At 64.7% G+C, this 17,132-nt stretch carries 16 protein-coding genes and 1 pseudogene; 4 read left to right on the forward strand and 13 right to left on the reverse strand.

Going from position 1 to position 17,132, the window contains the following annotated elements:
• Positions 1 to 3: 3 nt before the first annotated feature.
• The 4 genes from LH475_RS10640 to LH475_RS10655 all read right to left on the reverse strand — a co-directional run bounded on the left by LH475_RS10640 (position 4) and on the right by LH475_RS10655 (position 5,092).
• Positions 4 to 903: a glycine betaine ABC transporter substrate-binding protein gene (locus LH475_RS10640; protein ID WP_297413905.1), complete on the reverse strand. Its 900-nt coding sequence runs from the start codon at positions 901 to 903 to the stop codon at positions 4 to 6.
• A 116-nt stretch (positions 904 to 1,019) separates the two neighbouring features.
• On the reverse strand, positions 1,020 to 1,955 hold the full coding sequence (locus LH475_RS10645) for a proline/glycine betaine ABC transporter permease (RefSeq protein ID WP_196842526.1): 936 nt from the start codon (positions 1,953 to 1,955) through the stop codon (positions 1,020 to 1,022).
• On the reverse strand, positions 1,952 to 3,268 hold the full coding sequence (locus LH475_RS10650; RefSeq protein ID WP_297413908.1) for a glycine betaine/L-proline ABC transporter ATP-binding protein: 1,317 nt from the start codon (positions 3,266 to 3,268) through the stop codon (positions 1,952 to 1,954). Before LH475_RS10650 ends, LH475_RS10645 begins: the two co-directional genes overlap by 4 nt.
• Positions 3,269 to 3,685: 417 nt before the next feature.
• Entirely contained in the window at positions 3,686 to 5,092 is a 1,407-nt protein-coding gene (locus LH475_RS10655) for a cation:dicarboxylase symporter family transporter (RefSeq protein ID WP_196842524.1), read from the reverse strand.
• Positions 5,093 to 5,241: 149 nt separating this feature from the next.
• On the opposite strand from LH475_RS10655, the gene LH475_RS10660 reads away from it, so the two are divergent.
• Both LH475_RS10660 and LH475_RS10665 read left to right on the forward strand, forming a co-directional pair.
• Positions 5,242 to 7,068 (forward strand): ATP-binding protein, encoded by a 1,827-nt coding sequence (locus LH475_RS10660; protein ID WP_196842523.1) that lies wholly within the window; start codon positions 5,242 to 5,244, stop codon positions 7,066 to 7,068.
• A 7-nt stretch (positions 7,069 to 7,075) separates the two neighbouring features.
• On the forward strand, positions 7,076 to 7,777 hold the full coding sequence (locus LH475_RS10665) for a response regulator (RefSeq protein WP_196842745.1): 702 nt from the start codon (positions 7,076 to 7,078) through the stop codon (positions 7,775 to 7,777).
• On the opposite strand, the gene LH475_RS10670 is transcribed toward LH475_RS10665, so the two are convergent.
• Positions 7,774 to 8,532 (reverse strand): enoyl-CoA hydratase, encoded by a 759-nt coding sequence (locus LH475_RS10670; RefSeq protein WP_297413949.1) that lies wholly within the window; start codon positions 8,530 to 8,532, stop codon positions 7,774 to 7,776. The genes LH475_RS10665 and LH475_RS10670 overlap by 4 nt on opposite strands.
• A 77-nt stretch (positions 8,533 to 8,609) precedes the next feature.
• Positions 8,610 to 9,803, reverse strand: a complete 1,194-nt coding sequence (locus LH475_RS10675) for an enoyl-CoA hydratase/isomerase family protein (RefSeq protein ID WP_196842521.1) — start codon at positions 9,801 to 9,803, stop codon at positions 8,610 to 8,612.
• 354 nt (positions 9,804 to 10,157) lie between these two features.
• On the opposite strand from LH475_RS10675, the pseudogene LH475_RS10680 reads away from it, so the two are divergent.
• Together LH475_RS10680 and LH475_RS10685 are read left to right on the forward strand one after the other, a co-directional pair.
• Positions 10,158 to 10,373: pseudogene (locus LH475_RS10680) on the forward strand (transposase); the annotation flags it as partial.
• 219 nt (positions 10,374 to 10,592) lie between these two features.
• A complete protein-coding gene (locus LH475_RS10685) occupies positions 10,593 to 12,029 on the forward strand; it encodes a TIGR00366 family protein (RefSeq protein ID WP_196842520.1) in 1,437 nt (478 codons plus the stop codon).
• A gap of 302 nt (positions 12,030 to 12,331) precedes the next feature.
• Here the strand turns inward: LH475_RS10685 and LH475_RS10690 are convergent, their stop codons facing one another.
• The 7 genes from LH475_RS10690 to LH475_RS10720 all read right to left on the reverse strand — a co-directional run bounded on the left by LH475_RS10690 (position 12,332) and on the right by LH475_RS10720 (position 17,115).
• Complete coding sequence (locus tag LH475_RS10690) at positions 12,332 to 12,796, reverse strand: DUF2399 domain-containing protein (protein ID WP_297413912.1); 465 nt, start codon at positions 12,794 to 12,796, stop codon at positions 12,332 to 12,334.
• Positions 12,797 to 12,838: 42 nt separating this feature from the next.
• Positions 12,839 to 13,624, reverse strand: a complete 786-nt coding sequence (locus LH475_RS10695; protein ID WP_297413914.1) for a TIGR02679 domain-containing protein — start codon at positions 13,622 to 13,624, stop codon at positions 12,839 to 12,841.
• Positions 13,625 to 13,736: 112 nt separating this feature from the next.
• On the reverse strand, positions 13,737 to 14,903 hold the full coding sequence (locus LH475_RS10700) for a hypothetical protein (RefSeq protein WP_297413915.1): 1,167 nt from the start codon (positions 14,901 to 14,903) through the stop codon (positions 13,737 to 13,739).
• A gap of 3 nt (positions 14,904 to 14,906) precedes the next feature.
• Positions 14,907 to 15,146: a hypothetical protein gene (locus tag LH475_RS10705; protein WP_297413917.1), complete on the reverse strand. Its 240-nt coding sequence runs from the start codon at positions 15,144 to 15,146 to the stop codon at positions 14,907 to 14,909.
• A 189-nt stretch (positions 15,147 to 15,335) separates the two neighbouring features.
• Positions 15,336 to 16,316 (reverse strand): permease prefix domain 1-containing protein, encoded by a 981-nt coding sequence (locus tag LH475_RS10710; protein ID WP_297413919.1) that lies wholly within the window; start codon positions 16,314 to 16,316, stop codon positions 15,336 to 15,338.
• A complete protein-coding gene (locus tag LH475_RS10715) occupies positions 16,313 to 16,648 on the reverse strand; it encodes a PadR family transcriptional regulator (protein ID WP_297413921.1) in 336 nt (111 codons plus the stop codon). Before LH475_RS10715 ends, LH475_RS10710 begins: the two co-directional genes overlap by 4 nt.
• A 17-nt stretch (positions 16,649 to 16,665) precedes the next feature.
• A complete protein-coding gene (locus tag LH475_RS10720) occupies positions 16,666 to 17,115 on the reverse strand; it encodes a DUF6326 family protein (protein WP_297413923.1) in 450 nt (149 codons plus the stop codon).
• Positions 17,116 to 17,132: the final 17 nt, after the last annotated feature.

Genomic DNA, 17,132 nt, shown 5'->3' on the forward strand with positions numbered 1-17,132 from the left:
CAATCAGCTGGTGAGGCCGTCGACATAGTCTTGGTTGTCTTCGATCCACTTCGCGACGATCGGTGCGAAGTCCTGACCGTCATAGTCGATGAACATGGCCTGCTCGAGCGAGTACAGCGTGTTGAGGTCCATTTCAAAATCGCCGATCCACTCGGCGGCCTGGGGGAAGTCCGCCTTGAAGTCCGTCTTGGCGTAGGAGTGAATGCTCTCCCTGCCGCCGAGGGCGCCCTTTGGGTCTTCCAGGTTCTTGAGCGGGAACTTGTTGTACGCCCAGTGCGGCTCCCAGAGAGTCACGACGATGTTCTCGCCCTTGTCGATCGCCGTCTGCAGCTCAACGAGCATCGCGGCGGTCGACGACGTCAGGTATTCCATGTCCTCGAGGCCATATTCCGGAATGGCATTATTGGTCGTCGCGAGGGTCAAACCGGCGCCGGGCTCAATGCCCACGATGCGGTTGCCGAAGAGATCGGCGTTGGCCGCGAGTTCCTCGAGGGAGTCGATCGGCGCGTCCGCGTTGACCGCGATGGCGTTTTGGGACTCCTCATTCCAGGCACCGAGGTCGACGATCTTGTCGCCGTACTCCTCCAAGTAGGAGGCGTGGGTGACGGGCAGCCAGATGTCCATGCTCAGGTCATAGTCACCGGTCGACAGGCCGGAGTACACCGGCGCGACGTCAGCGTACTCAAGTTCAACGTTGTAGCCCTTCTCATCGAGAATGGCTTTCCACAGCTCGGAGGCCGCAACGCCTTCATCCCAGCCATTGAAGACAGCGAGTGACATGTCCTTGTTGTCGTCGTTGCCGTTACCGACGGTGTCGGTCTCGCCGGAGGCGGCGCAACCGGTGAGGGCCAGCACTCCGACCGTTCCGAGCGCGAAAATTGATGTGGAACGATTCTTTTTCATGTGTCTTTCTTTCGTGCCACCCGCTGTGGGTGACTGGGGTTGACGTGTGGTGCATACGGCCAGGGCCGTATCGGTGAAACGGATGCGGATGCACCCGTCAATCGGGCAATGCCCGGTCAGACCCGGGCGGGTTCGGTTGGTGCGGCGGCGGATGCGGCGGCGGGCACGGCATCTGTTTTTTTACGGCCGCGCAGCGCACGACGGATGTTGCCGAAGAAACCGATGGATTTCGTGTCCCCGAGTGACGCGGTGATGCGGTCGAGGAAGATGGCCAGAATCACCACGGACAGGCCGGCTTCGAAACCGAGCGCGATATCGATGCGGTTCAGGCTTGCGACGACCTGCGCACCGAGCCCGCCCGCTCCGACCATGCCGGAGATGACGACCATCGACAGCGACAGCATGATGACCTGGTTGACCCCGGCCATGATGGTGGGAGTGGCCAACGGCAGTTGGATCTGCCGGAGGATGCGCCACGGGGACGCCCCGAAGGCCTGCCCGGCTTCAACAACTTCTTTGTCCACGCTGCGAATGCCCAGTTCGGTCAGGCGCACGCCGGGCGCCATGGCGAAGATGATCGTCGCGACAATGCCCGGTACCACTCCGACACGAAACAGAATGAGCGCTGGAATGAGGTAGACGAAGGCGGGCATGGTCTGCATGAAGTCGAGCACCGGGCGAATGATGTTCGAGGCCAGTGTGGACTTGGCCGCGAGAACGCCGAGGGGCACACTGATCACGATCGCGAGCACACTCGCAACGAGCACGAGCGCGAGCGTATCCATGGCGTTCTGCCACTGGTCGACGCCGAGGATGACGGCCAGACCGATCAGGGTTCCCAGCGCGAACTTCCAGCCGCGAATGCCGAATGCGAGAACGCCGAGCACGAGCATGATCGCCCAGAACGGCGGCTCGCCGAGCAGAAACTCGACGGACTCGTAGGCGCCGTCGAACACGGCGCGAATGAAGCCAAAGAGAAAGCCGAAGGTGTCGGTGATGTAGTCGACAAAGGACTCAACGATGGAGCCCAGGGGAAGGCGAAAGTCGGTCATGCGCGGGCTCCTTCGGTGTTGCGAAGGTTTTCTTCGGCAGTTTCGCCCAGAATGTCGGTGATCTGACTGATCGAGATGGTGGCCGGCGGCATCACGACGGGTAATTCTCCGGTGTTGGTATTGACGTTGCCGATGGCGGCGAGCAGGGTCACTCGCGGAATGACCCCGAGCAGGCGATTCTTTTCGTCAACGACGGCGATGGGCAATTCGCTCTCGACCGAGGGCTCGACCAGGTCGACCAGCGCGGTGTCGGACCGTACCGAGGTGGCATCGTCACGAATAATCGTGCGCAGGTCGGTTTCGCCCGACTTGACCAACTTGAGCACATCGCGATCGCGCACAATTCCGGCGAAACTGCGGTCGCGATTGAGTATAAAAGTGACGGATGTCTGCAGGTCGCGCATGGTACGCAGCGCGGCGCGGGGCCCCGCCGTCTTCGTGATAACCGAACGCGCCGGTTCCATGACACTTGCTGCGGTCAGTACGCGGGCCCTGTCGACGTCCTGCACGAACTGGGCGACGTAGTCGTTGGCCGGGTCGGTGAGAATGTCTTCGGGCGTGCCGATCTGCACGATGCGACCATCGCGCATGACCGCGATGCGGTCACCGAGAAACATGGCTTCGTTCAGGTCGTGGGTGATGAAGATAATGGTTTTGCCGAGCGCGGCCTGCAACTCAATGAGCTGTTCCTGCATCTCGCGTCGAATCAATGGGTCGAGGGCCGAAAAGGCTTCATCCATGAGAAGAACATCGGTGTCGGCGGCGAGGGCGCGCCCGAGGCCGACACGCTGCTGCATGCCGCCGGAGAGCTCGGCGGGCAGGTTGTCGGCCCAGCCGGCGAGGCCGACCAGGTCGATGATCGTCTGGGCCTTCGCGAGACGCGCTTCACGACCCATGCCCTGAATCTCGAGGCCGTATGCGACATTGTCGATAACCGTGCGGTGCGGTAGCAGGGCGAAGTGCTGGAACACCATGGAGATGCTCCTGCGACGCACACCGCGAAGTTCTGACGCCGAGATGTCAGTTATGTCGGTGCCGCCCACGGTCACCGTTCCCGAGGTGGTCTCCCACAGTCCGTTGAGCATACGGATGAGCGTTGACTTGCCCGAGCCCGACAGGCCCATGACGACGAAGATCTCGCCCTTCTTGACCTCGAAGGAGGCGTCGATGACGGCGGCGACCCCGAGGTGGGAGATTTCGGTGCGGCTTGTGCCCGCTTTGAGCTTTTTGACGATCTCGTGCGGGCGACGTCCGAACGCTTTGTATAAGTGGTCTGCCTTGACGGCAATGGAATCTGTGCTGCTATCGGACACGCGTTCTCCGGTGCACGCCGAACGTCGTCGATTTTACGGCTGACGCAGCGACATGCTGTCTTCTCGGACGGGTAAGCATCAACCGGCCCGATCGCGAAACACAGCGCGGGCTGGAGCGACCATGGGATCGCGTCCTTCGATGCCGGACCATACGATCGCGGCCGTTCCATCTCAAATGGTGGCTACGCGTGCGCGTCCTGGTGAAGGGTTGTAAGACCGTCAACAATCCTAACACATCAACTTTTAGGCACACCGAAATATTGCGTGGACCGTTGGTCAAGCGGGTCGAGACAACTGCACAGCGATGGTCTCGATGCTCGACCACCAAAACTCGTCCACCGCAACTCGACCAACACAAAAGGGTGCCGCCCGGGAGGACTACTCCGGACGGCACCCTCAGCGCGAGTCTAATGCTCGTTATATTGCGGCGGAGCGTTCCAACACGTCAACCTGCGCGGCCTTCTCGGCGGTGCGCTGAGTGTCGGCGGGGCTGACGTGACCGTGCGTGAGCATGGTGCGCTCGTCGAACGGTTCGAGCTTGTCGAGTACGCGGTCAACCTGCACCCGGTCGATCTCCTTGGTCCAGGAGCCGATCATGACGGTCGCCACGGCGTTGCCGGTGAAGTTGGTCAGCGCGCGCGCTTCGGACATGAAGCGATCGATTCCAACGATGAAGCCGACGCCGCCGACGAGCTGCGGGGCATGGGCCTGCAGGCCGGCGGCCAGGGTGGCGAGGCCGGCGCCGGAGACTCCGGCGGCGCCCTTGCTCGCGATGATCATAAAGACGAGCAGTCCGATCTGCTCACCGAGGGCGAGCGGCTGGCCGAGCGCGTTGGCGATGAACAGCGACGCCATGGTCAGGTAGATCGCGGTGCCGTCGAGGTTGAAGGAGTAGCCGGTGGGCACGGTGACACCCACGACCGGCTTGGAGACGCCGAGGTGTTCCATCTTCGCTATCAGTCGCGGCAGGGCCGCTTCGGAAGACGAGGTCGAGAAGATCAGCAGGTATTCGCGGCCGAGGTAGCGCATCAGCTTGAAAATGTTCACGCCGGTGACGAGCTTGAGCAACCCTCCGAGAATGACCACGATGAAGATGATGCAGGTGATGTAGAAAGCGGCCATGAGGGTGAACAGGCTGACCACGGCCTGGATGCCGGTGGCACCGACGACCGCGGCGATCGCACCGAAGGCACCGATCGGGGCGAGCCACATGACCATGATGAGAATGCGAAAGACCAGGGCCTGCACGTGGGCAATGCCCTCAAGAATCGGCTTTCCGGCCGGGCCCATCTTCTGCAGGGCGAAGCCGGCGATGAGCGCGACGAGCAGGGTCTGCAAAATATTGCCGCTGGTCAACGATGAGAACAGGGTGGCGGGCACGATCCCCAGCAGGAACGACTGGGTGTCGGCGGATTCGGTGGCCTTGAAGGTGGCATCCGTCAGGTTGATGCCCTCACCCGGGTGGATCATATTGCCCACGACGAGGCCGATACCGAGCGCAAAGGTCGACATGATCAGAAAGTAGCCGAGTGCCAGTCCGCCGATCTTGCCGACGGTGGCAGCTTTGGCGATCGAGCCGATGCCGAGAATGATCGTGCAGAAGATGATCGGCGCGATCATCATTTTGATCAGGGCGATGAACAGGTCACCGAGCGGCTTGAGCGAAACGGCAAAGCCCTCAGGACCGCCCCAGACCAGGCCGACGACGATACCCAGAATGACCGCGACAATGACGGCCATGTAGAGGTAGTGCGACGAGTCAATTCTCTTCTTGGGTTTGGAAGATTTGTTCAGTTTGCTTTGGGTTGATGGCGTCGATGCCATGTCAGACTCCTATGTCTAGGCTTAACCTGGCCCACCACGGGCTCCGGCGTGCTGCAATGCCTACCAGACTGACTGAGACAGCCCGTGGGGTCACGGTTGCGGTCATATTGTTCACGAGCCGCCAGACGAATACACGAGAGGGGCAGGCAGTGCGCAGGGAGTGGAGTATCGCGAGACGGCTCTTTCTCGCGCACGCGATGTTCATCGCCGTGCTCGCGACCTTCGTTGGAACAGCTTTTTTCGTCGATGCCCGCGATCGAGCCTACGAGGAGACCAGCGACCGCATGCTCGCTGTCGCCACCGCCATCGCCGACAGTCCGCTGGTGCTCAAGGCGAGCGAATCGGCTAACCCGAGCGCGTCGTTGCAGCCCTACGCCCTCGAGCTGACCAAGGATGCCGGCCTCGACTTCATCACGATCATGGCCCCGGACCGCACCCGCTGGACCCACCCCACCGCGACCGAAATCGGCAAGGACTACATCGGCGCGATCGAACCAGCACTCTCGGGCACTGCCTTCACGGAAATCAGCACGGGAACGCTCGGGCCATCCGTTCGTGCCGTGGTGCCGGTGTTGGATGCCGGCGGTACCGTGCGCGCGCTCGTCGCGGCGGGCACCACAACGAGCAACATCACGATCGCCCTGAACTCCCGGTTGCCCGCCATACTGGGGCTGGCACTTGCCCTACTGTTGTCGGGTTCGGTCGTGACCTGGCTGATTGGTCGGTATCTGCGCCGGGTGACTCTCGGCTGGGGCCCGGAGCATCTCGCACAGCTGTTCGTCTACTACGACTCGGTGCTGCACTCGGTGCGGGAAGGGCTCGTGCTCGTTGATCGGCACGGAAACCTCGTACTCTACAACGACCAAGCGGCGCGGCTGCTCGGAATTGCCGCTCCCCCGGGCGCGGGCAGCACCGAGCCACCGCCAACCCTCACCGACCTGAGCTTGCCGCCCAGCCTCGGCGCGTTGCTGCGCAGCGGCCGCACCGCCCACGACGAGATTCACCTGACCGACTCGCGCGTGCTCGTGGTCAGCCAGCAACCGGCCGTGGCCTCATCGACCTCGTCGAGTCGCTCCAAGGCCACCCCGATGGGATTCGTGGCGACCATTCGCGACCACACCGACCTACAGACCCTGGGAAGCGAACTGCAATCGATGCAGACCCTCTCCGACGCACTGCGGGCGCAGACCCACGAGCATTCCAACCGCTTGCACACGATCGTGTCGCTCATGGAGCTCGGCCGCACCGATCAGGCCCTCGAATTCGCCACGAAAGATCTCGAATTGAGCCAACAGCTCGCCGACGAGATGGTCGGTTCGGTCGACGAACCCGTGATCAGCGCCCTGATCATGGGCAAATCGGCGCAGGCCAATGAGCTCGGCATCACGCTCACCGTTACCGCGTCGGGCACGCTCGCGCAGTCGGGGCTGTCGATTCAAGACCTCGTGACCGTGCTCGGCAATCTCGTCGACAATGCCCTTGACGCGGCGGCCGCCGGCGCAGACCCGCGTTGGGTGTCGGTTGGGGTGTCGTCGACCGAGCATGCCGTGCAGATCGAGGTCGCAGACAGTGGTGCCGGAGTGGCACCCGATGTGATCGACGACGTGCTGCGGCTCGGCTTCAGTACCAAGAGCGCCGGCGCGACGGGAACGGACCTCACGAGCACGGCCGACGGGGGCGTGGGCGTCACGGACACAGACCTCACGAGCACGGATTTCACGAGCACGGCAGACGCGGGCATTGGCGCGGGCGTCACGGCGCCGGGCCCCGCAATCGGCGGCCGCGGACTCGGTCTGGCCCTGGTGCGGCAGGCGGTGACCCGCCTTGGCGGCACTCTCACGATCGGGCGACGCGAGGGCGCCGTCTTCACCGCGACGATTCCGGCCGCGACAATTTCGGCCGCGACGATTCCGGCCGTAACGATTCCGGGCGTCGCTCAGGTGGCCGAAACCATCGCAGCGAGCGATGATGCCTGAGTCTGTGTTGCCGCCCATTCGCGTGCTCGTCGTCGAAGATGAACCGCTGGCGGCCGAAGCGCACGCCGTCTACGTTGGTCGGCTGGCCGGTTTCGAACTCGTCGGCACGGCCGGCACCGGGCAGGACGCGTTTCGCCGGGTCGCGGCTGCAGCCTCGGCCGGCGTTCCCATCGACCTGGTGCTCATGGACATGAACCTGCCCGACAGCCATGGGCTCGACGTGAGCCGGCGCATCCGTGCGGCCGGCCTGGCCACCGACATCATCGCTATCACCGCGGTACGCGACCTCGAAAATGTGCGAGGGGCAATAGCGGCCGGGGTCGTGCAATATCTGATCAAGCCGTTCACCTATTCGACCTTCGCCGCCAAATTGACCAGCTACCGGCACTTTCGTCGGGAATTGAACGAGCAGGCATCCGTTGTGACACAGTCGGCGGTTGATCACGCGTTCGCGAGTTTGCGAGCTCCGGCTGACATTTCGCGACCGAAGGGCCTGGCCGATTCGACACTGAACGCGGTGGTTGCCTACCTGCAGGCCCAGGCCGCGCCAGTGTCGGCGAGTGAGCTGATGAAGCCGCTCGGATTGTCGCGTGTTACCGCGCGGCGCTACCTGGAGTACCTCGCCGACCTGGGTCTCGTGCTGCGCGCACCGCGCTACGGCACGCCGGGGCGCCCCGAGAACGAGTACAGCTGGACGAACGCACGCTAGCGGTTGGTGAACACCGGCGGCCGCTTGTCGATGAAGGCGGCCATACCCTCACTCTGGTCATCGGTGGCGAACACGGAGTGAAAGAGGCGACGTTCCAAATGGATGCCACCACTCAGCATCGACTCGTACGCCGCGTTAACGACCTCCTTGGCGAGCATGGCGATCGGCGCCGATTTGGCGGCGATGTCGGTCGCGGTCCTGAGGGCGTCGGCACGCAGGTCTGCGGCGGGCACGACGCGGGCGACGAGGCCGGCGCGTTCGGCTTCGACGGCTCCGATGGTGCGGCCGGTGAGGATCATCTCCATCGCCTTGGCCTTGCCGACGGCGCGCGTGAGGCGTTGGGATCCACCCATTCCGGGAATGACACCGAGCTTGATCTCGGGCTGCCCGAAGGTGGCCGTGTCGGAGGCGATAATGAAATCACAGATCAGGGCCAACTCGCAGCCGCCGCCGAGGGCGTGGCCGGAGACGGCGGCGATGACCGGGGTGCGCACGGCGGCGAGGCGGTCCCAGCCGGCGAACCAGTCGTCGAGGTACATGTCCATGTAGCTCATCGTGGACATCTCCTTGATGTCGGCGCCGGCCGCGAAGGCCCGCTCCGAGCCGGTGATGATGATCGCGCCGATCTCGGGGTCGAGGTCAAGCCGGGTGGCGGCACCGACCACATCGTGCATCGTGGCGAAGTTGAGGGCGTTCAGGGACTTGGGCCGGTTGAGCGTGATCACGCCGACCCGGCCGTGGCGTTCGAGCAGAATGTTCTCGTAGGTATCGGCGTTGGTCGGGGTTGCGTTGGTCGGGGTTGCGTTGGTCGGGGCGTCGGTCTGGGAGTCGCTCACGCTGTGGCCTCTCGTTCGGTGAATGTGTTCTTGATCGGTTTGTGGTCGTGTGTAGCCGGGCGCGGCAATTGCAGCTCGCGCTCTCCCAGCGGCGCGAAGTGCGCCTGCACGTCGGCGTCGGGCACGGCGTCAATGGTGTTGGGCTGCCAGACCGGAGCGCGGTCTTTGTCGATGACCTGGGCGCGAATGCCCTCGACCATGTCGGGGCCGGCCACCATGCGCAGCGACACCCGGTACTCCTGCTCGAGGACGTCTTCGAGGGTGCCGAGGTCGCGGGCGCGGCGCAGGGATTCGAGGGTGACCGAGACGGCGGTCGGCGACTTGGCCAGAATCGCGCTGGCGGCCTCGCGCGCGGCGGCAACGGGCGAGGTCTGCAACCGGTGCATGATGGCGGGCAGCTCGTTGCCGGCGTAGCACTGGTCGATCCAGGCGCGCTCGGCCATGAGTGGCGCCTGCGGCACGGTCGACGAGTCGTGCTGGGCGATGGCTGCGGCAGCGGGCATCCGTTGGAGAGAGTCGACCAGAGAATCGAGCCGAGTTGAATCGACGAAAATGTCGGCGAGGCCGAGCGCGATGGCATCGCCGCCGGTCATGGTCCCGGCGGTGAGGGCGAGGTGGGTGCCGAGCTCACCGGGGGTGCGCGAGTAGAGGTAGGTTCCGCCGACGTCGGGCACGAAGCCGATGGTGGTCTCGGGCATGCCGAGTTTCGTGCGTTCGGTCACGATTCGGTGCGAGGCGTGGCCGCTGAGGCCGACTCCCCCGCCGAGCACGATGCGGTCCATCAGGGCCACGAACGGCTTGCGGTACCGCTTGATCTGGGCGTTCAGCGTGTACTCGTCGGCCCAGAAGCGCGCGTTCTCGTCGCTTTCGGTGCGGGCATCGCGGTAGATCGACACGATGTCGCCGCCGGCGCAGAGGGCACGGTCGCCGCTACCGGTGAGCAGCACGGTGTGCACAGCGGTGTCGTCGGCCCACTCCGTGAGGGCTGCAGCGATGGAGCAGATCATGGCGTGGGTCAGCGCGTTGAGCGCCTTCGGCCGGTTCAAAATGATGCGGGCCAGCGGTCCGTCACGCTGCAGCAGCACCTCAGGCTCAGTCACAGTGGATACGGCCCCGCCGGCACCCGCCACCGTACTGTCGCCAGCGGGGTGGGTGCCCGAGGGGCTATCGATCGCGTCAGTGCTGGGCATAGAAGACCTTTCCGCGGCGATGCGGTTGTGAATGCGAGTATCAAGCTACGTGGCGTGCCCCAGTCTATCGACGGGAATTTTGGCTCTTGTGGCCTAACCCTGCCTCTTTTGGAGCGCCCTAACGGCCGCACGCCGCTTTCCGTCCAGGTTTCTGACTGTCAAAGGAGCAGATACTTCAGGGCAGAAAACGGCAGGCCAACCATGTGGCGAACTCTGCTTGGTGTCGCGAAAACGGTCGTGGAAGTCGTTGGTCTTGACCGTGAATCGGGGGTTCAGGTCGCCCGGGTCAGGCCGGGGACGCCCCGTTGCCGATGCGCCGCTGCCGCATCGCCGCGTTCGTAAAACGCCACCGGCCGCATCGTCAAACACCGGCCTGCGATCCTCGCAGCCATCGAGCACGGACTCTTCACCGGCCGCATCGAAGCCATGAACACCAAGATCCGACTCATCACCCGCATCGCGTTTGGCTTCAAATCCACCGAGGCCCTCCTCGCCTTCATCGCCTTCATCGCCCTCATCGCCCTCGCCATACTCAGCCTCGTCGAGCATCGACCCGTGCTCCCCGGCCGACTTCAACCCACGGTTACGTCAGGAGAGCCGGAATTCCCAGCCGTTGCAACAACTTTCGTGACCCTGACTTCGATGCGACGATTTTCTGTACCGACTGAATCGTCTCCCAGCCGTCCCGGCGGCTGGTTTGACAGCCCCTCGTGCCGCCTCTACCGTTTAACCGGTTCCGGGCATGTGCCCGTAACCCTACTTACACGCTCAATGAAGAGGTCCTGGTCCATGAGCACCACCTTGCCGACAGAAGAAGTCGTTCCAGAAAAGGGACTGGCCAAAGTGGCCCAGACCATGGCGAAATGGACCGAGAAGTGGTTTCCGGATGCCTACATCTTCGCCCTCGGCGGAGTGATCATCGTGGCGCTGGCGGCCCTTTCTTCCGGCGCATCCCCGACCGCCATCGTGGTCGCCTTCGGCGACGGATTCTGGGATCTCACCGCCTTCACACTGCAAATGGCAATGGTCGTGATGACCGGCTATGTTGTCGCCACCTCCGCCCCCGTCGCCCGAATCATCGATTGGATGGCGGCGGTGCCGAAAACGGCAGCATCGGCCGTGGGCTTCGTTGCTTTCCTGGCGATGTCGGTGTCCTTTCTCAACTGGGGTCTCAGCCTTGTCTTCGCCGGTCTGCTGGCCAGGGCTATCGCCCGCCGCACTGATCTGCGGGCGGATTATCGCGCCCTGGGGGCCGCAGCATTCATGGGGCTCGGTGCGGTCTGGGCACTGGGGCTGTCCTCATCCGCTGCACAGCTGCAGGCCACGGAGGCGTCGATCCCGCCGGCTCTGTTGAAGATCACCGGAGTCCTGGATTTCGGCAAGACGATTTTCACCTGGCAGTCCCTGGTTATGCTCGTGCTCTTGATGATTCTTACAACGGTCATCGCGTTTTTCTCGGCGCCGCGGGGTGCGGCCATCAGAACAGCCGCCGACCTGGACATTGACCTCGACGATCAGCCGGAACCGGCCACGAGCCGCACCCGGCCGGGCGAGTGGCTGGAGTTCAGCTGGATCCTGCCGGCCCTGATCGGGCTCCTGACCCTCGGCTGGCTCATCGCGCAGTTCCTGTCCAAGCCATTCCTCAGCGTGATCAGCAGCCTCAACGGCTACCTGCTGGTCTTCCTCGTACTCGGTCTGGTGCTGCACAAGACACCGCGGAACTTTTTGCAGGCCGTCACCAAGGCCGTGCCGGCGACCGCCGGAATCCTCGTGCAGTTCCCCCTGTATGCGGCGATGGCCGCCGTTCTGACCCGGGCCGTCGGCAACGGCGGGCTGACTGTCTCCCAGCACCTGTCCGAGTTCTTCACGAGCATCAGCGATGGCGGAGGCTTCGCCGTGATCATCGCCATCTACACGGCCATTCTCGGAATTTTCGTGCCATCCGGTGGGGGCAAGTGGTTGGTGGAAGCTCCGTATGTCATGCAATCGGCGACGGATGTGGGGATGAACCTGGGTTGGACCGTGCAGATCTACAACGTGGCTGAAGCGCTGCCCAACCTGATCAACCCGTTCTTCATGCTTCCGCTGCTGGCAGTACTCAAGCTACGGGCCCGGGACCTGGTGGGGTTCACGTCGCTGCAGTTCCTGTTCCACTTGCCGGTGGTGCTGCTGTCGGTATGGCTGCTGGGCATGACGTTCACCTTCGTGGCTCCGGTCATGCCGTAGCGTCAGCCCAGCACCGTGGAACGCTCGGCTGCCCGTGATGGCGTGACCGACGACGAGGGTGCTGATCTCGTCGCTGCCCTCGTAGCCGGCCTCGTCGCTTCCCTCGTCGCTGCCCCATCATCGGCGTAACGAAACGGCTTCACGCGGATGCCATGGGCCCCGCACGCACAGCCACCAGATCACGAGCACGGGAGAGTCGGCCTACTTTCCGCCCACTCCGGTTTCATGGTCGACCAAGCTGCGCTGACTCTGTCGCGTCACAGTTTTGCGATCACTGTGCAGCATTGTTCCCTCGGAATTATTCAGGTTATCCCCCGTGGATCAGTCACAATATCAACCGTAGAAGCCGCGTGCTCGTCCGTCACGCCACCGAGGTCGCCCAGCAACTCCGACAACACTGACTCCTCCTCGACGCGCAGGCGCAGGTCCTCCATGGCGACGGCCAGGTCTGGGTCCCAGGCTGTTTCGCCGACGGCACCGCTGAAGGCTGCCGTCGACTGGCTCGACTCGCACGCGGCGCGATAGTCCGCCGCGCCAAACCGCCACGGCAGCCACGGGGCGCTCCAGGCCAGGGTGCGGGCGATCGCAAGCCCACCCGCATCGAAATCGCCGTGATACCGAAGCACTGCACCGCCATCCACCAACCGCGTCAGCAAGCGGATGACGGCGGCTCCCGGTTGCCCATTCACGCACACGAGCGAGGGAACGTCGGCACCGAACCGGTCCGCGGCGGCAGCCACGACCGCGGGATTCTCGCAGACGAACACGAGCGAAGGAACCGTGCCGACATCGTCCGCCGCCAGCTGCCGCTAGGTGAGCACCGCCGGCTGGCCCGCAGTGGTGAGCGCGGCGAGAGCCCGCGCGGTCGGCGAACCGGCGCCTCCCGGCAGCCCCACGGCCAGCACCGTCGACGAGAGTTCGTCGACGACGACACCACAGGCCAGCCAGGCCGAGCGGCGCCAGCCAGCGCCTTTTCCGGCCGGTAGGGAGGCGAGCACCGCAGCGAGTCCGGCTGCGATCGACCCCAGCGGCGCCTTCGCGTCGAGCGCGTGGGCATCACCGAATAGGCGCGCAGCCAGCACCCCGAGCACCTCACCCTCAGCTGGCAGCTCGCGCACCAGCCGAGCGAGACGAAACGCCAGGTCATTCACCGCCTCCGCTGTCGCAGTCGCTCGTCGCAACCCACCGTTGCTGAGCATGCCGTCCACCCCCGGCGACAGCCACGGCCGCTCGATGGCCATACCGCGCAGGGTGTCGGCGCCCTGCTGCCAGCTCTCCCGGGCGGCACGTCGGGCGGCCCGCCCGACGACCGGGCCGGTCAGGGCCACCACCGCCGCCGCCAGGCCCTCAGGCCAGGCATCGCGTCGCAGCGCGTCGTCGAGCTGGTCGAGCGAGACCGACGCCGACGACCCGGGGCGCACGGCGCGCCCGGTCAGCCGGGCCGACGCCATCCGCTCAGCCGTGCTCGCGTTCTGCTTGGTGACCGTGCCGTCGAGCAGTCCCTTCTGGTCGAGCCTCGCGCGCATGCGGGCGAGAAACCAGGCCGTGTCGGGCGTGCCGAGCAGACGGCGAATGCGCTCGAGGTCACCGCTCACCACAGGCTGCCCGCTGGGTCGGCCGAGACCAGCGGCTCGGCGACCGCGGCGCGTCGTCGACCGTCCCACTGCCAGCGCTGCACGTGCACGGCGTCGGAGCCGTCGAATCGAGTCAATTGGGCGATCGATAGCCCCGGAACTTCGGCGTAGCAGCCCCATCGCGTTCGCTCGTCATCACCACGTCCAGGTCGAACTCGGCCAGCAGCCCCAGGCAGCTGGCCCGGGAGTTATCGTCGACATCGGCGATGGCGCGCTCGGTGTCGGCTTCGGCGAGGCGCGTTTCGGTCTCCGCTTCGCGACGATCAGCCTCAGTCACGGCGCCCTCAGCTGCCTCGAGCGCTGTGATCAGCTCGGTGACCCGGGCGAGTGCTTCGCGGGTTCGGGCGGTGCGCAGCGTCGTCGCCGCGCGGTCACGGGCGAGCGCCTCGGGATCCCGACCTACAGCGAGCGCCGCATGGTCGTGCTCGATGCGTGCCTCGGCGGCGGCTGCAACGACCACGGCGACAGCCGCGTGCACCTGGGTATCGGCGACGGCACAGGCCGCCCGGTCGTCCCCGGCGTCTGTCTCGCTGCGCTGGAGTGTCGCGGTCGCGTTGTTCAATCCCTGCTCGGCGGCTATGGCGCGTTCTTCCGCGGTGACGGCGGCCGCATCCGCGAGCTCGAGCATCCGCTCACTCTCGGCGTGGGCGCTGTCGCGCAGAGCCTCGCGCTCAGCGTCGAGTTGAGTGCGTTCGCCCTGCAGCAGGGCGGTTTCAGCCGCGAAGATGCTCAATGACTGCTGCAATTGCTCCAGCTCGGCGGTGGTCTCGATCACGGCGCGACCAAACCGATCGAACTCGGCCTGCTCCCGGCGCGGCCCCTCGGCGTGGCGTTTGAGCATCACCCGGGAGAAGCCGCGATAATGTTCGAGAAATCGGTGTACCGCTTTCTGCGCGGCGGCCAGCTGTTGTACCTCTTCGCGTTCCTCGTCGAGTGAGCGCAAGCCGTCGGCGAGCGATTTGATCACCGCGTCGCCGATCGGCGTGAGCGCCCGGGTCAACGCCTCCGACAGCGCTGCTTCGCTCGGCTTCTTCGAGAGCTGCGGCGCGCGGATCTGCAGCAGCAGTTCCATCAATTCGGCATAGCGGCGTTCGCCGAGTCCGAACAGGGCCTCATCGACAGCCCGTCGATACTCCGTCTTCGTGTCGTAGACGTGGCCGTGATCGGCCAGAGCGGCAGCGAGCCGGTCACGCCCGAGCGCGAGCCTGTTGCTGTCGACCAGTTCAAGCGTGTCGCGCACCCGTTATGGCGTGACGATGAACCAGTGCTTCGTCACCCCGCGGCCCCGCGCAGCCTTCAGCCCGGCACCGATGGTGACGAACAGTGCCGCGCCGTTCTCGTCGATGCGACCGAATTCGAGCCAGCTGTAGCCGAGGCGTTCGTTGTTGGGGTGCTCGTTGCCGAGCAGCAGGTTCCACTCCATGTGTTTCTGCCGGTCGCCGTCGGGCTCGACCCGTTGCGGCGAAAGGTCGCCGTCGAGCAAAAAGGGCAGCGTCAGCGCGAGAACCTTCGACTTGCCGGCGCCGTTATTGCCGCGCAGCAGCAGGCGTCCGTCAACGAAGGGAAACTCCTCATTCTCGTAGTAGAACAGAGCGCATCACGCTGGATTATGGTCTGCTGTCCCACCGCACGGCGCGGGAGTTCTTCGAGTCGCTGGAGCGGGAGCACGAGCTCAGCCGCTGACGTCACGCGATGGTCGAACGCGTCGTGTGCGCACCGTTCGGGCGATCGCATCGACCGTGTCGAGCAGGGGGAACAGCACAACCACGGCCAGGGCGATGAGACCGACAACCTCCACTCCGTTCGGCCACCCGATCGTCGCGAAATAGTCGGCATTCAGTAGTCGGTCGCCAGCGACGATCCAGACCGCGGGAACCACGAAGAGCACATCGAGCAAGATCGTGGCCACGGCGTTGGCGACCGACCATCCCGTGTAATGCGCGAATACGTGGAAGCTGATACTCACCGCTGCGTAGAAGAGGGCCACCGAGAACGCGCCCGACTCCCACAACGTCGCGTCGAGGGGCCCAATCGGTGTGCCGCCCGGACCGTCGACGGCACCCACGGACTGCAGCACGATGACGACGCTCGCAATCACCACCAGGAAGAGAACCCCGCCGACGAGCTCGCTCACATAGCCCCGCTGGTCGGGCACGGCCGGGAGTGAGTGCGGGTCCCACTCCGCCGTGCGGCGCGCGTGCAGTGCCGGGGTACGTTCAATGATCGCGAACACCAGTGTCACGATGAAGGCGAGTGACATTGCTGTCTCCAGCGAACCCCACAGGGCGCTCCACAGTGAGTCGATGGGCGACGCACCGGCCACGAAGGTGACGACGCCGCTGAAGACGAACCAGAGCGGAACGGCTGTCGAGAGCAGCACCGCGAGCACGCGCAGGTAGTCGCTGAACAAATCCGGCCCGATCAGGTGGGTGGGTTTGTCCGAGTAACTCGCTGCGAGGCTCCTCGGCGGACCGAGCTCCGTGAGCACTTCGCGTTCCGCAGCGGCAGCATCCGTCCCCGCTCCCAGGCGATCCTCGATGGCATCGGCGATCGAGGTGCGCAACTCCGCTTCGATGTCCTGTCGCTGGCCACGGGTCAGGCCGCGAACGGCCGCCGCCACATAGCGATCGGTGAGCGTGGATGCTGTCGTCATGATTTCTCCGTCAATGCCGTGAATGCAGCAGCGAGTTCGACCCAGTCACCCCGAAGGGTGGCGGCAAGCCGCCTGCCTTCGAGGCTCGTGGCATAGAACTTACGGGGCCGGGACTCGTCGGTATTCCACTCACTCTGGACCAGCCCCTGTTTTTCAAGGCGTCGCAGCAGCGGGTAGAGGGTGTTCGCGTCGACCGCGAACCCGGAGGAGTCAAGCGCCGTGAGCAGGGCGTAACCGTAGTTCGACGTCTCCAGGAGCATGAGGCAGGCGAGCACGACGGTGCCACGGCGCAATTCCTGCCGGTGGGTAGCCAGTTCCTCATTTTTCAACACGGTCTCACGCTACTGGTTCACGCCGCCGCCAGCGCCTTGTCGGGCACGCTCGCCGGTGCAGTGCGGCGCCAGGCTGCCGCAAGGGCCAGGATCACGACGAGAACGATGATCTCGATTGCGGAAAAGAGGTAGTACACCGGGGTCGGAGGAGTGCCGAAGAACAGCGTTGCCACCTGGGTGAGCGCCATGAACGCTGCCGCGAGAACGTTGAACACCCGGTTCGGGGTCTGGCGAAGCACGCGTGACAGCAAGACCATCGCGATGGGCACCTGCATCAGGAGACCCGCGGCAACAAGCTTGTCGGGAGAGAACGGCAGTCCGCCGATCGTGCCCGCCTCGAGGGCAATGAGGTGTGCCGGATCGTTCAGCCCGAGCACATCGGCGTAGATGTAGTTGAACATCACGACGATCCAGAGGGTCGAGAGCAGTGTGGGGCGGTGCAGAGGGGTGATTATGATGCGGGTCATGATGGTGGGTCCTTTCG

The organism is Cryobacterium sp., assembly GCF_026786305.1.
GTDB lineage: Bacteria > Actinomycetota > Actinomycetes > Actinomycetales > Microbacteriaceae > Cryobacterium.